Here is a 20,086-nt window from a genome sequence, read left to right as displayed (position 1 = left end):
ACGGCTCAAATCTTGCTCATAGTCGGGCGACGGATGTGCATACCTTGTTTCCAAACCCATGAATGGTAAGAGTGATGTAACCCCCCCACCTTTTCTACCTCAACCGACTGTCTAGAATCATTCTGACGCCCCTAGCCTTGCATCAGCCCTTACAACTAAGATAGGCATTAGAAGCCAACATAATCCCGCTACCGCCCCGAGGATCGAGTATGTCAAAAACTATGCTATTCGAAATGGTGATAATCTGAAGGGGGTTAGCAATTTCAAAATGTTCGTTTTATGGTTTTGAAATGTTTCAAGTTGATTTACCGAGTATATGAAATATGAAGTTTGCCAACCAATCTGACAAGTTGGAGGATAATTTACGGTGAACCGTATCATAAATCAAGAGCTCTTGATTGCGCTGACCTGCCCTTTAGCTTAAAGGTCATTTTTTCGAATTCGTGATTACGTAAGCAGTGAGAAAAGAGATTTGATGAGAAATAACTAAACATATAACTATTAGTAATCCTTCATCACCAACAGGATTTAATAAACTAGACAACAAATAAAAAACCACTATCGTTAAAAAAACTACACCTAGAAAAATACATTATACATTCCTTTGTTTAACTCTACTGCCCTTTAGTTGAAAAAGGCTCCCGTTCAATTGCGGAAGCCTCTTGATGGTTATTCAGCTATCGTAATCCGTTAGAGCTTAATCACCAAACGGAAATGATTCTCTAGATTTGAACATCACAACCATCGAAAGGTAAACTTCTTTCAATAAGTTTAACCGCATAATTGATTGCATTCCGATGGTCCACTGTAAGACGACTCTCATCGCCATCCCATTCACCTAACCACCAGAAGAAAGAACAAATATTCCGATACTCCATAAACATGGGGATTGTTTGTATCCAGTATTCTGAGAGATGATTTTCTTTACCGTAACCAATTGATCATCGTTTTTATCAAAAAAGCGGCCTGAAGCCGCGTAAAAAGCTGTTGCTATTTTCTCTTCTACTATTTAAATATTCTATGGCTAGGATAGACGTAAATCTTCAAATGTTAATTAAAATGCTATCCTGACCTTTCAACAAATATTAAAGGACGCTCCCGCTCCTTCGCTTGGGCTGCGTCCTCTACACACTAAGAAAATACTTTATTTTCCCAAGACACCCACTAGAAGGCTATGTAAATCAGGTCACCTTCTTGAAGGCCTGCTTAATATCCTCGATCAGCAGCTCGGGATCTTCCAGACCGACATACAAACGGACAACCGGACCGGATACCGATTCATAGCCTTCCGGCAGGGTTGGAACGGTCACTAGGCTTTCATACCCTCCCCAGCTTACGCCAATCCGGAAATATTCCAGGTGGTCCGCCCACTTCTTGATCACATCGACCGGCAGGTCCGTCTCAAATGCGAACACACTGCTGTACCCGGCCATCTGCTCCTTCCCCAGCTCATATTGCGGATGCGAAGGCAGTCCGGGATGATGGACTTTGAGGACATGCGGGAGCTGTTCCAAGCTTTTAGCGACCTGCAGGCCGTTCTTTTCAAACCGCTCCATGCGAAGCGGCAGCGTGCGCAGTCCGCGCATGGTCAGCGAAGCGGTATGGGGAGTCATGACTCCGCCGAGCAGCAAATACTCGCTCTCGTTGATCCGCCCAATCAGCTCCTTCGAGCCGATAGCGACCCCTCCGATCACATCGCTGTGCCCTCCGATAAACTTGCTTGTCGAATGAAGGACAAGATCAATGCCCAGCGAGAACGGATTTTGAAAACAAGGCGTCGCCCATGTATTGTCGATATAGGTCAACGCGCCGATGCTTTTTGCCAGCTCCGCACAGTACTTCAAGTCCTGAAGCTGAAACAGCAAGCTGGTCGGGCTTTCCAGGTAAAATAATTTGGTGTTGCCGCGCACGGCCGACCAGAGAGCTTCCCGGGAAGCGCCGTCCACGAAAGTGAATTCCACGTCGAATTTGGTTAGAAAATTCTCCAGCAGCTTGCGGGTCGGACCGTAAACCTGGCTGACGCATACGATGTGATCCCCCGTGCGGACAGCAGCCAAGATGGCTGTCGAGATGGCGGCCATGCCTGATGCAAAGCAGCGGGCTTTCTCTCCTCCCTGAAGCTGAGCGAGCCGCTGCTCCAGCTGTTGAACGGTCGGATTATTGCCCCTCGAATACATCGGCCGGTCCGGCTCCTCCGCCGCCGCATGGTCAAACTCCGCGTGGGTGGCAAAGCTGAACAGACTGGTCTGGTATTGCGGTACCGTAACAGAACCTTGATGGCGCTCGTCGTGTTTGTCATGAACGACAAGGGTTTGCGGATCCTGTTTCCGGCTGGCTGTTATTTTTTCTATTTCCGTCATCATTCGTCATATCCTTTCTCATGTAATGTCCTATCCCTAACCTTTCACAGCGCCGTCCGTCAGGCCTTGTACAATCAACCGCTGGCAAAGGGCGAACAGGATCATGGTAGGAATGACGGACAGAACCGTTGCCGCCGACATCGCTCCCCAATCGATATCAAACTTGGTAATAAAGGAATTCATCGCAACGGGGATCGTCTTCGCCTCTTCCCTGTCGATGAACATAATGGCCAGGAACAGCTCATTCCAGTTCTGAACAAAGGCAAAAATAAACGTTGCCGATATCCCCGGCTTCATGACCGGAAGGATAATGCGGATCAATCCGCCCAGACGGGAGCATCCGTCAATCATCGCCGCTTCCTCCAGGCTGGAAGGAATCCGCTGAAAGAACCCTTTTAACATCAGGGTACAGAACGGGATGAGAAGCACGGAATACATCAGGACAAGCGAGCCCTGCTTGTTAAGCAAGTTCAATTGGGACATGATGCTATAAAGAGGACCAAATCCGATGAACATCGGAATCATTTGCGTAAGAAAGAAACCGTTCATAATCTGCCGGCTGCCCCGGAACGTAAAGCGCGCCAGCACATAACTGCTTAATATGGCAATGATAAGGACGATAAACGCCGACAAAAGCGAAACCAGCAGGCTGTTGCCGATATACACATGAAATTTTGAAATCGCGAAGATGTTGGCGTAGTTCTCAAACGAAATCCGCTCCGGCAAGTACTCCAGCGGAAACTTGAAAATATCGTTCTTGGGCTTCAGCGAAGTGAGAATCATCCAATATAAAGGAAAGACCATGAATAACAGCCAGATCCCGAGTATGATCACCTTGGAGCTTAATTTAACCCTGCTTATAACCTTCCGTTTCATTTAAAAATCACCCGCCTTACTCGCTTTCGTAGCAAAAAGATAGAATAGGGTGTACAGCAGCAGCAGTACGATCGAGATGACCCCGATGGCGCCGGCCAACCCGTAATCCCCGCCGAAGACAATTTTATCAAGCATGAACGTGGACAGAATATGCGTCGAATTGGCCGGTCCGCCGTTCGTCATCGCATAGATAATATCCGGGAAATTGAAAATCCAGATGACCCGCAAAGCCGTGGTCGTAATGATCGTCGGCAGAATGTAGGGAATAATGACATGCAGCATCTTTTGAAGTCCGTTCGCCCCGTCCATATCGGCAGCCTCAAACAGCTCCTCGGGAATGGACTGCATGGCGGCTGTAAGCATGATGGCGAAAAAAGCAACCCCGTACCAAATATTGGCCACAATAACCGAGAACATGGCCCATTTCGGGTCGGACAGAAATCCGATGCGTTCTGAGATCAGCCCCATTTTGAGCAGCAGATCATTAATGACGCCGATTTGGCCGTTGAACATCCAGCGCCAGATAATCCCGATCAGGAAGCCGGACATTGCCCACGAATAATAAATCAAACCTTGATAAACGCCTCTGCCCGGGAATTTCTGATACAGCAGGAGCGACAGGACGAATCCGATGGCGAACTGCAGGATTAGGGATATAAACACCCAAAGCACTGTATTTTGCATAATGGTCGGCAGGTTCGGGTCCTGCAAAACCGTTTTGAAATTGTCAAAGCCGATAAACCGGATGTCGTTCAAATTAAAAAGCGAGTAATTTTGAAACGCCATAATGATGCCCTTGAAAATCGGAAAATACGTAAGCACAACCACCGGAATAAGCGCGGGCAGCAGACAGAACAGGATAAACGCGGCAGTGCGGCTTAAGCGAGGTTTACGGACGTCAGCGTTGTTCATCAGGACAGGAACCTCCTCTGAAAACAAACATATGGGCAGCACCGTACCCATATGTTTGAATTAATATTTACTTGCCTTGCTTCTTCTGGTCGAGCCAGTATGCGTCCCATTTCTTAAGCGCGTCGTCTACGGACAGCTTTCCAAAAATGATAGCCTGCGTATCCTGCTGGATGATCGAGCGCCATTCTCCGAAGCCTTTATAATCCGTTTCAGGCTGGACCGGAATATAATGGGCGGTATCTGCGTTCATATCCATGTAAGGCTTGTAATAGCCTGTCTTGTAGAAGTCATTCTCCGAGGCGGTTGTATGCACGGGAATCAATCCGATTTTTTGGGTGAAAAATTCATTCTCTTCCGGGCTGGACAAGAACTCGATCAATTTCCACGCTTCGTCTTTATGCTTGGAATTGGCCGCCATTCCCCATCCGGCAGCGCCGACTTTAAAGTGGGTAACGCCGGAAGGACCTGCTGGGATAGCCGCCGTGCTCCAGGTGCCTTCACCCATTTTTTGCTTAACGACGTCGATGACATCCGGGTCTTGAATCAGCATGCCGGTAATCCCGGCTTCAAAGCCTTCAACCATTTCCGCGAATCCCCAGTTCACCGAATCTTTCGGTGCGCCGTCTTTATAAATATTCAGGTGGTTCTCCAGAGCCTGCTTGGCTTCCGGCGTACTGAAAATCGTGTTGCCGTTCTTCAGGAACATCGCATCTTCTGGGTTGGTGTTCGTTCCGTTGTAGTCGCGGACCATATCGACAATATAGCTGTCTGCGCCTTTTCCGCCCCGGAACGAGTAGCCGTAACGGTTCTTGGAAGGATCGGTGATCGCTTTAGCCGCTTCGTACAGGTCTTCCCATGTCTTGGGCGCTTCCAGTCCTTTTTCCTTGAACCAGTCGGTGCGGTAGAACAATATTTTTTCATACAGGCCATAAGGAATGTAATAAGGCTTGTTCTCTATATAATTGGCGGACATTTGTGCGCTGGTGTTCAGCGTGCCGTAACCGGACCACTTGGACGTGTAGGTCGACAAGTCGGCAATCCAGTTGTTCGTTACGAATTGCTTGACGGTTGAATCTCTGACTTCCAGCACATCGACATCCGCTTTGGAGGACAGCATTTGCGCAATTTTCGTATCGGCGCTGTCCAGCGGCGGAGAGATCAGCTCGACGTCAATCCCCGGATTGGCCTCTTCAAACTTGGTCAGCATTTGATTGATGACTTCGGTCCGGGCTGGGCTTGTCAGGCTTTCAATCATTCGGATGGTTACCTTTTCCGAAGAGCCGTTTCCGGCAGAGCCTTCACTGCTTGATCCGCTTCCGCAGGCTGTTAAAGTGCTGAGAGTCGTTACAATCACTAAAGCTGCCGCAAACAATTTTTTACCGGTTCTCACAAAAATCCCCCTCAAAAATAAAAGTATTATTATAAAAGGTTCAGGGTCCCTTCATAATTTCGTTAATGCCACTTACAAGCAACCATACTATCATGCTGTCATACAGGTTGAGGCAAAATCTCTTGTTATCATCTCCAACGGTGATCAACAAGAGGAAATACCTAACTACTAGAGGAAATATCTAACTACCAGTAATGCTGTGAACCTGTCTGATAGGTTGAAGCTCAAAAAACTAATTTTTTTCTCGAGACCATCCCGACATGTTAAGTTACATGCCATTAGCTTTCAATCTCGCATTGATTTTGCATGAATAGAATGAAATTTATTTAAATTCTTAATGAATCTTATCATCGCTTATCGCCTATGTCAATCCTTATGTCAGGTAAGTTTACTCCACTTCCGTGATCGCTCTCACCATAACGTCCATCATTTTATTGAATTCTTCTCTCGCCTTCTGCGGATTCTTCTCTTCGATCGCTTCAACGACGGATTTGTGAAAAGGATAGCTGTCATAGAAAAAATCCTTGTTTCCAAACGGAGCCCGCCAAAACTCGACAAATGTATTCCAGATCGAACCGATAATTTCCTGAAGGATGACGTTGCCTGAGGCCCGGTAAATCGCCTGATGGAACTTCATATCCGCGATGGAGCTTTCAGCCCCGCTCGTCTTGCCGATCAGCTCATAATAATACCACATCTCGTCCACATGCTCCTGAGTGGCCCGGGTTGCCGCCAGTTCCACCGCAATTCCCTCGAGGCCTCTGCGCACATCGCACAGCTGAAGCAGCGCGGATTTCTCATCCTCTATCGTAAATTTGGTCGATAATTGATAAAGGGATGGCTCCTTGACGAATATTCCTTTGCCGTTAAGGACTTCAATGATATCCAGAGCTTCCAAATAACGGATCGCCTCACGAATTGAAGAGCGGCCCACGCCAAGATTTTCCATGATTTGCTCTACGGAAGGCAGCTTGTCTCCTTTCTTTAGATTGTTTTGCTGAATATAATCCTTAATTTCTTTCGAGACCATTTCGTGCGTCTGAACTTTTTTGATCTTCTTCATTTGGCCTTCCCCTTCAAACCAATATTTGCACTTATTCTACCTGAAAATGATAGCATGATGAATAATAAGTTACAAACATTGACTTTATGGAAAAAAACCGAGCTTTGCCCACAGCAAAACTCGGTTCAATTGCGGCCGGCTCTCATCTTACTTAGGCGAGCTTCACCCATTCCCCTTGGGCATCCGCTGATTTGATCTCCGCTTCGACGAGTTCAAGGGATTCCGCCGCGCTTTCAGGCGTACACACGGCAACGGGCTTGTCATGGATGACCGCATCCAGGAAATAGTCAAGTTCCCGGTAATAGCCGGCTTCCGGGGAAATCTCCGGGGTAAAGCCCGGTCCGTTATTCGGATTCACCTTGACCTGGCTGCCGTCAAACACCACACTGCCCCCTTCGAAATTGACCCGATAGCCCATGTAGAAACCGAAATCGCCCTCCAGCGTCCAGTCCACCTGGGCATTGATAACCTTGCCGTCTTTATAATAATAATGGGTGGAGGCGATATCGTATCCGCTTCCCGGAAGCACATTGCGCCCAAGGGTTGATACTTTCTCCGGCTTGCCGAAGAGATAGTTGATCATATCCGTGTCGTGAATATGCATGTCCATAATGCAGCCGCCGCTCAGCTTTTCATCAAGGAACCAGTCCTTCGGCGCGCCGGAGCCGCGATAGAAATAGCCTTCCGTCGCCTGGCCGAACTTGCCGCTGTCTACAATATCCTTCAAGTATTCATAACCCGGCCAAAACCGGAGGCACTGTCCGATCATAAGCTTCTTACCGCTGCGCGCAGCCGTCTCCACCATCTTCCATGCGTCCGCCGAATGTCTCGCCATCGGTTTCTCGCAGAATACATGAAGCCCGCGCTCCAGCAGCAAGCAGGCCATTTCGGCATGCAGATACGTAGGAGCCGCAATATCGATGACATCCAGCTGCTCGTGCGCCAGCATTTCCTCAAGATCGGTGTAGAGATTATAAGCAGACAAATCATATACTTCACGGGCCGTACTCATATTCCCGCCCGCTTTTCCGTCTTTCAGTTCTGCGATTCGCGGATCGCAGATCGTGGTGAGCGAGACAGGGCAGCCTTCCTCCACTAACCGGACATAATTGTCAAAGTGCATCCGGCCCATAAATCCGAAACCGATCAATCCTATTTTCAACATGCCAGAAACCACCCCGCTAAATTGATATCGTTCAAAACAGTGTAACCCATGCCCCTTCATTCCGGGCGGATTCCATTTCAGCCTCAATGATTTCAATGGACAGAGCCGTACTTTCCGGCGCGCAGACGCTGACCAGCTTATCCTGAAGAATCGCGTCCAGGAAATAAACCAGCTCCCGATAGTAGCCCGTATGCGGAGAAAGATACGCCGTAAAGCCGGGCTGGTTGTTCGGATTGACTCTCACCTGACTGCCGTCGAACACCAGATTGCCCCGCTCGAAATTGACCCGGTAGCCCATATAAAAGCCGAAATCCCCTTCGAGCGTCCAGTCCGCCTGCGCGTTGATGACTTTTCCATCTGTATAGTGATAATGGGAGGACACGATATCGTATCCGCTCCCCGGCAGGACATTCCGTCCGAGGGCCGAAACCTTCTCCGGCTTCCCGAACAGATGTTGAATCATATCGGTGTCATGGACATGCATATCCATCATGCAGCCGCCGCTCAGCTCTTCATTCACCAGCCAGCCCTTCGGCGCGCCGGAGCCCCGATAGAAATAGCCTGCCGTAACTTGACCGAATTTTCCGCTTTCTATCGTTTCCTTCAAATATTCATAAGCCGGCCAGAACCGGAGGCAATGCCCGACCATTAGCTTCTTCCCGGTCCGCACTGCCGTTTCGGCCATTTTCTGCGCCTCGGCTGAATGTCTGGCCATCGGTTTTTCACAGAACACATGATAGCCCCGCTCCATCAGCGAACAAGCCATTTCGGCATGCAGATACGTGGGAACCGCCAGGCTTACAGCATCGAGCTCCTCGTTTGCCAGCATGTCTTCCAAATCTCGATATAGTTGATAGGCTGACAAATCGTATACTTCACGGGCCGTGTTCATATTTCCGCTCGCCTTTTGGCCCTTCAGTTCTTCAATCCGCGGGTCGCAGACCGCCGTCAGCGTGATCGGATAGCCGTCTTCATTCAGCTTGACGTAATGATCAAAATTCATCCGGCCCATGAAACCAAATCCTACCAGTCCTACTTTAAGCATTTCCCTCACTCCTGCTTAGACTTTGTAATCGGTCCGTCCCAAAATTGCATCCATGGACGCGGAAGTATTGAAGATGATTTGCTCCGTGTAATGCTTGTAAGCAGGGATCATCTCGCCTGTAACATAGCCGTCGTATCCAATCTCCCGAAGGGCGCTAACGACTGCGGGATAATCCACATCTCCAGCGAGCAGGTCCACAAACCCGTGAAGACCTCCCGCTTCCCGGCGGTAATCTTTGAAATGCACCTTCTTGATCCGGTCCCCCAGAATCCGCACCCATTGTTCCGGATAGCCGGAATGAACGATATTCCCCACATCCAGGTACGAGCCTACGAAGCGGGAGCCGATCGCGTCAATAAATCCGCGCATTTCAAGCGGGGACAGCAGAAATTTATTCCACACATTCTCGATGCCGATGGCTACACCCAATTGCTCGGCCTCCGGCGCCAGCTTGCCGATAGCCTCCAGCGCCCGGTCATATGCCTTGTCATAATCGACAACCTCGCTACCCGGGATGAAATCCACGCCGACCGCACCCGGAATGACCAGGATGGTATCGGCTCCGAGAACGGCAGCCAGCTCCAGCTGCTTCTTGCACACATCCATCGCCTTGGTGCGGTTCGCCTCCGATTCGCTCGTCATCGCATAGGACCAATACAGTCCCGTGGCCAGACCCGCAATCTCCAGACCCGCCTCGTTGATCGACTCCCGAAGTGCGCGCGCTTCCTTCTCGGTCGTTTGCAGACCCATTTCACCGGACTCGTTCAGTGACAGCTCAATTCCGTCAAATCCCGCCGCTTTAGCCAAACGAACGCAATCCTTGATTGGCGTCCCTTCACGAAACGACCAAATATTAATCCCTTTTTTCACTTGGATCACTCTCCGATTTTTGTTATTTTCCGTTTTATAGAAACATAGGCTGCGTTTTGCTGTTTTCCTTATCTTTTTTATAGTATATTAGATTTGAAATTTAATTTATTTAGGGGAAAAAGATACTTTTTGCATTATTCCGGTGTATATCTTTTATTTCTTCATTTGTTCTGGGAGGCCTTGCCATGCAGGAAAGAGAGATTTTCCATTCCTTGAAAAGAGAAACGCCCTACCGTGAATGGTCGCCCGGCATCCATTACGCCCAATTTCAAAATCTTCAGCCCTGCAGCTTTCCCGAACGAAGGCTGTATGATTTTGAACTGCTATATGTCCGCCAAGGGAAGCTAACGACTAAAATGAATGGAACGAGGCATGCCCTGACATCCGGACAGCTTATTTTCCTTTCTCCTGGCGTCTATCATCAGAATTCGGTCCTGAAGTCTCCCACGAAGCTGCTCGGCATCCATTTTGATTTTTTCGGCGAATCCCGTATTTTGCGCGAAGAAGATATGGTGGTCAATGAAGAAGAAGTCGTTCCCGAAAAATTCGCTGTGGAAGCGATAGCCGCTCCCTTTTTACCCTTATCCGAAGAACCGGTATATGCGCCGCCCCCCGAGTGCATCCATGCCATGGAACAGCTCGTCCAGGAATTTACGATGCGCCCGCCCGGTTATGAGCTGGTCTGCCGGGGGTTGATGCTTGGAATTCTGACCTCGCTGCTACGCACCCAAAGCTCGCGCCGTCTGGCCAAAGCATCTGTGCATGGCGAACGGATTCGGGCCCTGATTGAAGAGATCGAAGCCGCGCCCGCCCAAGGCTGGACGAATCGGTCCATGGCCGCATTGATGAACTTGCACGAGGACCATTTCTCCAAATTGTTCCGCCAGATTGCCGGTATGCCTCCGGGCGAATATCTCCGTTCCATCCGGCACCGCGAAGCGCGCAAGCTGCTCAGAGAGACGGACTGGACGATCGAGAGGGTCGGGGAGCGGGTCGGCTATCCGGATATCCATTATTTCAGCAGGACCTTTTCTTCCCATGAGGGCATCTCCCCCCGCGCGTACCGCAAGCTTTCCCGGATATTGTGATGCCGTCTATTATGAGTCCGATTTTCGCAATTCACTCAGTTATCCGCCAAAAGGAGGCACCTGTTATGAACGAAGCTAGGTTGTACCGGGTTGCAAGGAATTCAGGTTCAACAGATTGGAAGGATATTTCCCCGCTCGCCGTGGACCGGTATCTTTGGCTAGACAACGGCTATACCCCCAAGGTCGAGGTCAGGGGATATTACACATCCGAGCGCCTGCATATCCAATTCAAGGTTTTTGAACAAGACCCGCTCGTTCGGTATAGGGAGCAGAATGATCCGGTCTATACGGACAGCTGCGTCGAATTTTTCATGCAGCCTCTTCCCGGTTCCGATCCGCGCTACCTGAATTTCGAATTCAATGCAGGCGGAACCATCCTCTTGCAGATGGGCGAAACGAGAGAAAACCGGATAACCCTTGCGGATTCTCCGGCGCTCTTTCAAATCGATACAGCGCTTAACCGGGTTGATGAACATAGCGGGGATACGTACTGGGAGCTGGCATTTGCCATCCCTTTCAACTGGCTGCAAAGCCGGTTCCCCGGCTTCAGGGCAGAATCCGGTCAAGCCTTTCGCGGCAATTTCTATAAATGCGGAGATGAAACCCCTATCCCCCATTATGGATGCTGGAACCGGGTCGCTTCGGCCTCGCCCGATTACCATCAAAGCCGGTTTTTTGGGGAATTGGTGTTTGAGTAATCCAAGCGAGAAGCAGGTACTGCCGTACTGAGGAGCTCATGGTATAAAAAAGGATACTATACAATATTAATGTGCGTACTATGATTGTTTATACTTATGTACTACACTATTGCATGTGGTTGCGATGAAAATACAAATAAAGGAAGGTATCCTCCTCATGCAAAAAGTAAAAGATCAAATTATTGAAGCCTATCAATTTCGACATGCTTGTAAGGAGTTTGATGCAGGCAAAAAAATAAGCGATGCCGACTTTGATTTTATTCTTGAAACCGGGCGTCTATCCCCAAGCTCGTTCGGGTTTGAGCCTTGGAAATTTGTCGTCCTTCAAAACCCGGCGATTCGCGAAAAGCTGCTTCCGGTAACGTGGGGAGCCCAAAAACAACTGCCGACATCGAGCCATTTCGTGATCGCTCTCTCCCGCACACAAGCCGATATGGTTGCAGATTCCGCACATATCCAAAGGATGATGAAAGAAGTTCAATTGCTTCCAGAGGAAGTTCAGCATGGCAAAGGAAAAGCCTATCATAACTTCCAAGAGAATGATTTCAAGCTGCTTGAGAACGAAAGAGTGACTTTTGAATGGGGCTCCCGGCAAACTTATATCGCTTTGGGCAATATGATGACCGCCGCCGCTCAAATCGGAATCGATTCCTGCCCGATAGAAGGGTTCGACAAAGAAAAAGTAGAGCAAATTCTGAAAGAAGAAGGAATCCTAAAGGGGAATTTCGGGATCGCCTGCATGGTTGCATTCGGATACCGGCTTCAAGAGCCTCGTCCAAAAACAAGACAAACGATCGAGCAAATTGTAGAGTGGGTTCGTTAATAACATACACGACAGAAGGCCATCCTGAAGTAGAATTTTCTACGAGCGGGATGGCCTTTTTTTCTGGATGACGCAGAAAATAAAAAAGGTGAAAACTAGCTGTTTCTTAAAACATAGTGCATCTCTCAAAAGGATGGTATTATATTCAAAATATTTAGCCCATGATTACTTTGAATTTGAGGAGACTTCCATTGAACCTGTCCGAAGAGAGCCTGAACACGATTAACGAGAGCGTCTATAAATGCCTGGATGAATGCCTGAAAAAGCTTAACAAACGTATTCACCTCAAGCTGTTTTCCCTGGTATACGAGAAGGGTGGCTTCACATCGCAGACACGTGTCAAAAAGACCGTCGCTGTGCAAGAAAATGCTTATCCCATCGCCCCGCAGACCCTCCCCCGTTGGGAAGATCTTGGCAAGGAATTGCGCGTCCCCCTGCCTGCGGCAGAAAATGCCCTTACTCCGAAGGAATTGAAAAGCTATTTTGACAAAAAGCTCTACCGCGAAGAACAGGGCATTGAATACGAGAAGGCTGCTGATTTGGAAACAGATGGAGATTCAGAAGCAACGGTATCCACTGAAGATGAGACACGCATCTTGTATTCCAATCACCTGCATTTCTCAATTCACGGGTCGCCCGTCGTTATTTCATACATTCTGGAAATCTGGAACGTCGATCCGGTATCCCGCAAAATGTTCTATGACAAGCCCGAATATTCATATCTGCGAATGCTGCTGGATTTCTTCCATCTCGATTATTTTTCCGTGAATGAAGGACTTGAAATTATCCTGGACCATAGCGGACAACCGGTCAGCAAATATAACGAGAACATGGTCTTATTTAACAGAAGGATGACCCGATTGTTCTTAGGTAAAATGCAGGAGCACTTGCTGAACGGCAGCGAACAGGAACGCTCCGGGCAGATTTATGACAATACTCCAAGCAACACCTACTACATTCATAACCTTCTGGAGCATATGGACGAGATTTCCAGCCTGACCTACGAGAACGCTAATCCTTTCGGGTCGATTCTGCTCATGCACCGAACAACCATTGTTCATTCTAACTTCATTCGTTTCAGTATCCGGTTTAAGGAGTGTGACCGGATTGCGCTGGATGATTCCAAGCGTATCCGTAAGCTGCTCGAGCTAACAAATGAGGACAAGGATTTGTATCTGATCGCGGATCACAGTCATATTTACGGCCTTGGCGAGGCGAACTGGAATCTGCTAAAGAACGCGCTGGTTCTGCGTCTGGATTTTCACGGACTGTCCAAGTTCAGCCTGTCGCTGGTCTGTACAGAGGACGAACGGTCTACAAGCGGAACGATGGTTGTAAAGGATGACCGCAAATATTACAGCTACGATCTCGCTCTTGCCGAGAATCAATTGCTGGCGGTATCGGCTAAAAATCCCAGATTAGGAGAAGAAGGCTACAGCCCTGAGCGTTTTATCAACCTGCTGCAAAAAGTATTCTGGGATGGGATCGTCAACGAAACCGTAGAACGGAGCTGCAAAATTCTGGATCTCATGGTCCGTAAGGCTCGTGAGCAAAAACACGGAACGATGGTTGTAATCACGGACCCGAAGACGGCAGTAAGCGAGTTGGCTATCCTGCGGAAGCAATCCACCCTGATTGAGCCGAGACCGATCAAAGCTGAGCACATTCCGTACTTAACCTCGATTGACGGAGCTATCTATTTTGACACGAATGGAGACTGCCACGCGATCGGTGTCATTCTGGACGGCATTGCCAAACCGGAAATCGGTGACGCCAGCCGCGGCGCGCGTTTCAATTCAGCCCATCGGTATCTTCACAAGCTCAAGGGCAACGGTACTGAGGAAGACGAAAAAAAATGCGTGATCGCCATTATCTCGGAGGACGGGATGGTCGATTTGCTGCCGGAAATTGAAAATGAGGAGCAGTTGCTGGCAATTTCTTATGAAATTATTAATCTGATTAAAGAAAATGCCGATACAGGCTTGTTGGAAGAGAAAGAGAACATCCTACTGAATTCTGCGATTGCGGATAGCGAGTGGCTATTCCAGATTGGCAAAGCTTATCGTAATTCAAAGAAATACGAAAGGGCATTGGTTTTTTTAGAACAGGCTTTGAAACAAGCCAAAGATGAGTTTATCTCATCCTACCATTATAATTTGGTTGGACTTTGCTATTATTTAGTCCAAAAAGATAATACTTATTTGGAAAAAGCCTTGCAATTATCTGAAAAAGCGCTTCATAATCCGGACAGCGAAGATAGACTTCACACTTACTATGGCAATGTAGGCATAGCTTGCGGTACACTAGCAGCACACTATTCTAAAGAAAAGCAGAAAGATAGGAATAAAATAGTCCCGCTTTATAACAAAGCTGTACATGCACTGACAGAAGCAGTTGAAATTAGAAAACGAAAATCCATTAAAATTGAAGATTATTTCTACGTTAATCGAGCAATTTGTTACCGTGAATTAGGAAAGATGGAAGATGATAAATCGAATCAAGCGGCATTGTTCCATAAAGCGCTTGAAGATTTTAGCTTTGCCAACTCAATAAATCCTGATAGAGAGAATTATTGGAATCAAGCACTAATTCACATTGTTCTGGGCGAACACAAAGAGGCAGCAAGCTGTTTGATTCATGCAATAGCCATCCAAACCGATCCAAAATATTGGGACAAGCTGCATGCTCTCTTTGAGAAAGAACCTGCACTTGTCATGGATGCCGCTGCACTTTATAAGAAACTTACAGGCCAAGAAGAGCTTCCCCAAGAACTGAAACAGCCTTACGAGACCTATCTCAACCATCTCGAAATGACCGAAAGAGAGAGTGCGGCCGGCAAACAACTAGATCAGAACCCTGAAGACTCCGATTCGGAGTAGAAGCTTTTTGTAGCCGAAAACAAACAGGCAACCGGACGTTTCCGGCTGTCCCAACAATTATAAAGAAATCGCCCTTCACTAATGGAGTATCACCGAACCATTGTAAAGGAGCGATTTCTTTTTATATCCAATATCCATAATCTTACGGCAAGGTCAGCTTCCCCAGCACCGTCGAACGGCCCGCGCCTGTTGCGGAAGGGAGATGGTTGCTAATGCCGTGCATAAAATCATTTCCCAGCAGCGCGAAAATGACCGCTTCCTTCGCATCGTCGCTAAATGGAGGTTCTTTGTCATGAATTGCTTTAAGCGCTCAGCTTATAAATTCTTATATTTTGAACAAAAGGTGTCCCGCAGCCATCCGGAGATGACGGGCGGAACACCTTTTGGAGATACTAGAAAATTAAGATACTTTTTTCTCCAGCATACGGAAGATAATAACCGCTGCTTGAGCACGGTTGGCGATGCTCTTCGGTGCGAATTTTCCGGCATCCACACCGTTCACAATTCCAAGCTCAGTCAGCTGTGCGACAGCTTCCTGCGCGTAAGGCGCAATTTTGGACTTGTCGGCGAACTTCTGCAGCGCCACGTTTTTATCTACCGGCTGCAGATGTCCTTTAAGGGCGTTCACGATCATAATCGCCATTTCTTCACGGGTAATTTCACGTCCCGGTTCGAATTTGCCGCTTCCCGAACCTTTTACAATGCCGGCCTTAACCGCCGCGGTGATGGAATCCGAGTACCAGACGCCCTGCTTAACATCTTTGAATGTATTGCTTGCTCCGGTATTCGTCAGGCTAAGAGAACGAACCAGCATTGTAACGAATTCCGCGCGGGTAACATTTTTGGTCGGTGCAAAATTGTTGCCGTCAACACCTTTGATGATGCCCTTGGCAGCCAAGTAACTGATCGCTTCCTGCGCCCATGCAACTTTACCCAGATCCTTGAAGACCGGTGCGGAAGATGCAGCAGGAGCCGGTGTCGCGCTTGGAGCCGGAGTTGCCGAAGGCGCTGGGGATGCGGACGGACTCGGTGCTGCTGTTGGCGAAGACCCCGGTAACGAAATCACCGCTGGGCTCAGATTGTTGATGATACGCCCTTCAATTTTGGATGTGATCAGCCCGCCCTTGAACGTCTTCACGATATAATCATAGAACACGTCCAGATCAATAGGTCCGGGCACGGAATCGCTGGCTTCGGTCAGAACTTTGTAGTTATCTCCGCCGGCCGCCATGAAGTTGTTGACAACGGCGGTGTATTTTTGGTTCATGTTAATCGGTGTTCCGTCAGCCTTGGTGAGACTGGCAACGCGATTGGCTGCCGGCAGATACATGTTTGCCGTATATTTCAGGCCGGAAATTTGCAGTGTTTTGGTATCTGCTGTTCCGTCGGCTTTCACACCCCATTGCTGCTGCAGCAGAGTCTTGATTTGTGCTCCGGTGAGCGTCAGCTTCACCAGTGTGTTGCCGAACGGCTGGATTTTGGCCAGATCGCCAAACGAGACATTCCCTTTCGGAAGATCCGCGCGGATACCGCCCGGATTCATAAAGGCGAAGTCGGCCGGTCCTTTGCCGTCGCCGAAATCCGCATTGATCATAGCGTCGGCAATCAGGTTGCCAAGGGCAGACTCGTTATTATAGGCATCAGTACGGGTAATTGTGCCGTCTGTCGTACCTACCGGCTTGGTCAGCTCTGGATGCAGATTCAGGTACTTATTAACCAGAGCAGCGGTTTCCGCATCAGGTGTTACGCCGTCTTGGAAAGTGGTGTTTACTACAGCCGACTTCGTCTTGACATCACCTGTTGTATGGTCGATAACCAGCTTGATGTCCTCAAATGCCGTACCGTAAGAATAAGCCTGGACAATCAGCTTGCCGTTAACGACGCCGTTCGCCAGCGCGTGGTTGTCACCGGCAACGATAACGTCGACCGGCGAGCCTGCGGGAAGCGCGTTGGCCAGATCGGCGGCTTCGCCCGTTGTGGCCTCTCCCTTGGTTGACGCCGGATCATGCGCCAGCACAACGATGGTTTGAACGCCTTTGCCTTGAAGCTCGGCGGCGTACTTCTCGATAGCCTGTACTTCTTCTTCCGGAGACAGGAAGCGGACACCCGCTGTGCCTGCAGGAGAAACCTTGCTTGGCGTTGCCTTGGTCACAACACCGATAAAGCCGATCTTCACGCCCCCGATTTCTTTGATGACGTAAGGATTAATAATCGGTGTGCTTGACTTGCTGTCTACCGCATTGGCATTGACATAATCAAAATCCGTACCGGCGTGAACAACTTTGTTGTTCTTAGGGTCCGCTCCGCCGAAGAGCTGCGTCTTCAGCGCTTCAACGCCTTGGTCAAACTCATGATTGCCCAAGGAGCCGACATCGAATCCCATCATGTTCATCCATTCAATGGTCGGCTCGTCACGCTCAAGCGAGGATACCGGAGCGGCTGCGCCAACGGAGTCTCCATTATGGAAGAGCAGTGAGTTCGCATATTTCGCACGAGCCTGCTTCAGGTAAGTCGCGAGAACCGCAGCCGTCCCTACATTCTTGCCACTGACAACGGAAGTAGTGTCAAGCTGGCCGTGGAAGTCGTTAATGCCGATCAAGTGAACCTCAACGTCCCCGGTAGGAGCTGGGACAGCCTCTTTCAGATTCAGGTTATAGATCTCAAATCCCTTGCCATCAACCGCCTTTGTATCCTGAATGTTGCCAGGAAGAACATTTTTCGCGTCAGGGGAGGATGTAAATGTAACATTTACATTGCCCTTGATCGGAGCCAGGGACCAGTTGTTGTCAGCGGTCGGGTCAATCGTGCCTGCCTCTTTGATATAATCCATCAGAACCTGACGGTTCTCGGTTTGGGTATCCATGATCATCGTGGAACCTTTGACGCCCGGGAAGTTGCCCCCGCCGCTGGCGCGGTAATTGTTCGTAACTACGATGAAATCCTGGTTCGGATCCAGAGGCTTGCCTCCGTATGTCACTTCCGTTACACGGCTCGAAGATGCGTCGTTGATCGTGCCGTCAGGCTTGTATTTCGCTTTTTTAGTTACATCAATTTTGTACTTGATGCCGTCAATAACATCAAAGTTGAATACGGCAAACGCCGGATTCAGCAGAGGCTGCGGAGTGGAAATGCCCGGCTTGATACGGTTGAACGCGCCTGCGCTCATTTCCAGCCATTCCTTGACGACAGAACCTTTAAGCTTGATCACTTTCAGCGTGTTGTCGTACAGATACAGATCGCTCGCGCTGCGGATCGTCAGCGGACCGGCGGCAATACTTGTATATTCGCCAGGGCCGTTGCGTCCCGCCTTGAAAGGAGCGCCCACGCTGAGAATCGGCAGGCCTTTATACTCCGCCAAGGCAGGATTGGTGGCAATTTCGTTTTCCACATAATGTTTTTGGGCATAGGTCACAATCTGAACGGTCGGATCGTCCTGTACCAGAGCGAAATAACTGTTCATCCGAGCCGTTGTCGTGCCGAGCGGTGTGCCGGTGTAATCAATTGTAGCCTGATGATCGGCCCCTACCGCAGCCAGAATAGCCGGATCTTCCGCGGCTCCAGAGGCCGAACGGGTCGAAGCTTTGGAAGCCGCCTTGTCAACCACCCATTTTCCGCTGCCATCTTTAGTGATTTTGAGGTCAATAAGGCCCAGATAGCCTCCGCCGTAACCGGCCTGCACAGCCGGAACGCCGTGGATATGGCCGTTCACATTGTCAATATAGCTGTAAGGCTGCTTCGTTGCCGGATCTATAAAAGATGCATCCAGCTTCGTAGTATCCCAATTCGTCGGGAATACTTTGTGGGTGTGAGAGAAGGTAATCGCGTCAATGCCGGAAACCTGACTCAGCTCGCTGATGGCATTTTCAGCGTTTGGTCCCGCCGCAGCAGCATCGAAACCGGTATGCGCCATCACCACAATGACGTCGGCCCCGGCCGCTCTCATTTCAGGGACAAACTTTTCTGCTGTTTCAACAATGCCTTTGGTCACGACCTTGCCTTCCAGATTGGCCTTGTCCCACTCCATGATCTGGGGGGTTACAAGACCGAGAAGACCGACTTTGATCGATTGGCTTTGATTATTGGAATCCTTTACCGTCTTGGTGATAATCTCATAAGGTTTGTAATAGTTCGTCACGCCATCAGGTTTATAAATATTCGCATTGATATAAGGAAAATTAGCTTTTGTGTTCAAACTGTCAGTGAAACTGCCATTGATCGTCCGATCCAGGAATTCCAGACCATAATTGAATTCATGGTTGCCGAAAGTTGCCGCATCGTAATGCAGGGCGTTCAGCGCCGCAATCATCGGATGGGGCTTGGAATCGTAGACCGCCTGGGTCACCGGTTGAATCTTCGCCTCATATGTACCGAGCGGCGTTCCCTGGATCAAGTCCCCATTGTCGAGCAGCAGGTTGTTCGATTGCTCGCTTCTCGCTGTATTGATCAAGGTCGCTGTCCGAGCGAGTCCGACCGAAGCAGATAGGGCATTCTTGAAATAATCCCAGCCGTATACATTCGTATGCACGTCCGTCGTGGTCATTAACCGCAGGTCAATTAAAGGCAGTGAAGAGCCCCCGACATCAGCAGCCTCCGCCTTGTCCGTACTCCAAAACGCCCCAGCAACAAATCCGCCAAGCACCTGCGCTGAGAGTACAGCTGTTGCCAGCACAGAAGCGAGAGGCTTGTTCCATCGTTTCTTCCACATATCTACTAATCCTCCTATCAATTAATCTACTTCCGCGATATCTTATCACAGAAAAAAATTCCAATCTAGCAGGAAAATATAAACTCCGCGTATTTTTTATGTAAAATTTCTCACACTATATGTTAATTGATAGCGGTTTTATGAGTGAATTTAATAAAAAGTTCATAAATATTCGTAGGGAATTGCAAAGCTTTCGTGAGGGGCATCATTTT

General features: G+C 48.9%; 13 protein-coding genes and 1 pseudogene. 4 read left to right on the top strand and 10 right to left on the bottom strand.

The window, feature by feature from the left end:
• Positions 1-1,181 precede the first annotated feature (1,181 nt).
• From KP014_RS11430 to KP014_RS11395, 8 genes are all read right to left on the bottom strand, one after another.
• Positions 1,182-2,363 carry a trans-sulfuration enzyme family protein gene (locus KP014_RS11430; RefSeq protein ID WP_036599119.1) on the bottom strand — a complete coding sequence of 394 codons (1,182 nt, stop codon included), beginning with the start codon at positions 2,361-2,363 and terminating at the stop codon, positions 1,182-1,184.
• Between the two features lie 33 nt (positions 2,364-2,396).
• Positions 2,397-3,194, bottom strand: a complete 798-nt coding sequence (locus KP014_RS11425; protein ID WP_246590703.1) for a carbohydrate ABC transporter permease — start codon at positions 3,192-3,194, stop codon at positions 2,397-2,399.
• A 42-nt stretch (positions 3,195-3,236) separates the two neighbouring features.
• On the bottom strand, positions 3,237-4,148 hold the full coding sequence (locus tag KP014_RS11420) for a carbohydrate ABC transporter permease (protein WP_090834074.1): 912 nt from the start codon (positions 4,146-4,148) through the stop codon (positions 3,237-3,239).
• Between the two features lie 67 nt (positions 4,149-4,215).
• Entirely contained in the window at positions 4,216-5,538 is a 1,323-nt protein-coding gene (locus KP014_RS11415; RefSeq protein WP_051500356.1) for an ABC transporter substrate-binding protein, read from the bottom strand.
• Positions 5,539-5,926: 388 nt separating this feature from the next.
• Entirely contained in the window at positions 5,927-6,601 is a 675-nt protein-coding gene (locus tag KP014_RS11410; protein ID WP_036599115.1) for a FadR/GntR family transcriptional regulator, read from the bottom strand.
• Positions 6,602-6,752: 151 nt separating this feature from the next.
• Positions 6,753-7,766, bottom strand: a complete 1,014-nt coding sequence (locus KP014_RS11405; RefSeq protein ID WP_036599114.1) for a Gfo/Idh/MocA family protein — start codon at positions 7,764-7,766, stop codon at positions 6,753-6,755.
• A gap of 31 nt (positions 7,767-7,797) precedes the next feature.
• Positions 7,798-8,811 (bottom strand): Gfo/Idh/MocA family protein, encoded by a 1,014-nt coding sequence (locus KP014_RS11400; RefSeq protein WP_036599111.1) that lies wholly within the window; start codon positions 8,809-8,811, stop codon positions 7,798-7,800.
• A gap of 15 nt (positions 8,812-8,826) precedes the next feature.
• Positions 8,827-9,681 (bottom strand): sugar phosphate isomerase/epimerase family protein, encoded by an 855-nt coding sequence (locus KP014_RS11395; protein ID WP_036599105.1) that lies wholly within the window; start codon positions 9,679-9,681, stop codon positions 8,827-8,829.
• Between the two features lie 185 nt (positions 9,682-9,866).
• Between KP014_RS11395 and KP014_RS11390 the strand changes: the two genes are divergently transcribed.
• The 4 genes from KP014_RS11390 to KP014_RS11375 all read left to right on the top strand — a co-directional run bounded on the left by KP014_RS11390 (position 9,867) and on the right by KP014_RS11375 (position 15,169).
• On the top strand, positions 9,867-10,769 hold the full coding sequence (locus KP014_RS11390; protein ID WP_036599103.1) for a helix-turn-helix transcriptional regulator: 903 nt from the start codon (positions 9,867-9,869) through the stop codon (positions 10,767-10,769).
• Positions 10,770-10,834: 65 nt separating this feature from the next.
• The gene (locus KP014_RS11385) at positions 10,835-11,467 is read left to right on the top strand and encodes a carbohydrate-binding family 9-like protein (RefSeq protein ID WP_051500355.1); all 633 of its coding nucleotides are present in this window, start codon (positions 10,835-10,837) and stop codon (positions 11,465-11,467) included.
• A gap of 157 nt (positions 11,468-11,624) precedes the next feature.
• Entirely contained in the window at positions 11,625-12,290 is a 666-nt protein-coding gene (locus KP014_RS11380) for an NAD(P)H-dependent oxidoreductase (RefSeq protein ID WP_036599101.1), read from the top strand.
• Positions 12,291-12,481: 191 nt separating this feature from the next.
• Positions 12,482-15,169 (top strand): tetratricopeptide repeat protein, encoded by a 2,688-nt coding sequence (locus KP014_RS11375; protein WP_036599099.1) that lies wholly within the window; start codon positions 12,482-12,484, stop codon positions 15,167-15,169.
• A 142-nt stretch (positions 15,170-15,311) separates the two neighbouring features.
• On the opposite strand, the pseudogene KP014_RS11370 reads toward KP014_RS11375, so the two are convergent.
• Together KP014_RS11370 and KP014_RS11365 are read right to left on the bottom strand one after the other, a co-directional pair.
• Positions 15,312-15,446: pseudogene (locus KP014_RS11370) on the bottom strand (anhydro-N-acetylmuramic acid kinase); the annotation flags it as partial.
• 123 nt (positions 15,447-15,569) lie between these two features.
• A complete protein-coding gene (locus tag KP014_RS11365; protein ID WP_036599096.1) occupies positions 15,570-19,874 on the bottom strand; it encodes a bifunctional 2',3'-cyclic-nucleotide 2'-phosphodiesterase/3'-nucleotidase in 4,305 nt (1,434 codons plus the stop codon).
• Positions 19,875-20,086: the final 212 nt, after the last annotated feature.

This window comes from Paenibacillus sophorae, assembly GCF_018966525.1.
GTDB lineage: Bacteria > Bacillota > Bacilli > Paenibacillales > Paenibacillaceae > Paenibacillus_AQ > Paenibacillus_AQ sophorae.
This window is presented reverse-complemented; position numbering and strand designations above follow the sequence as displayed.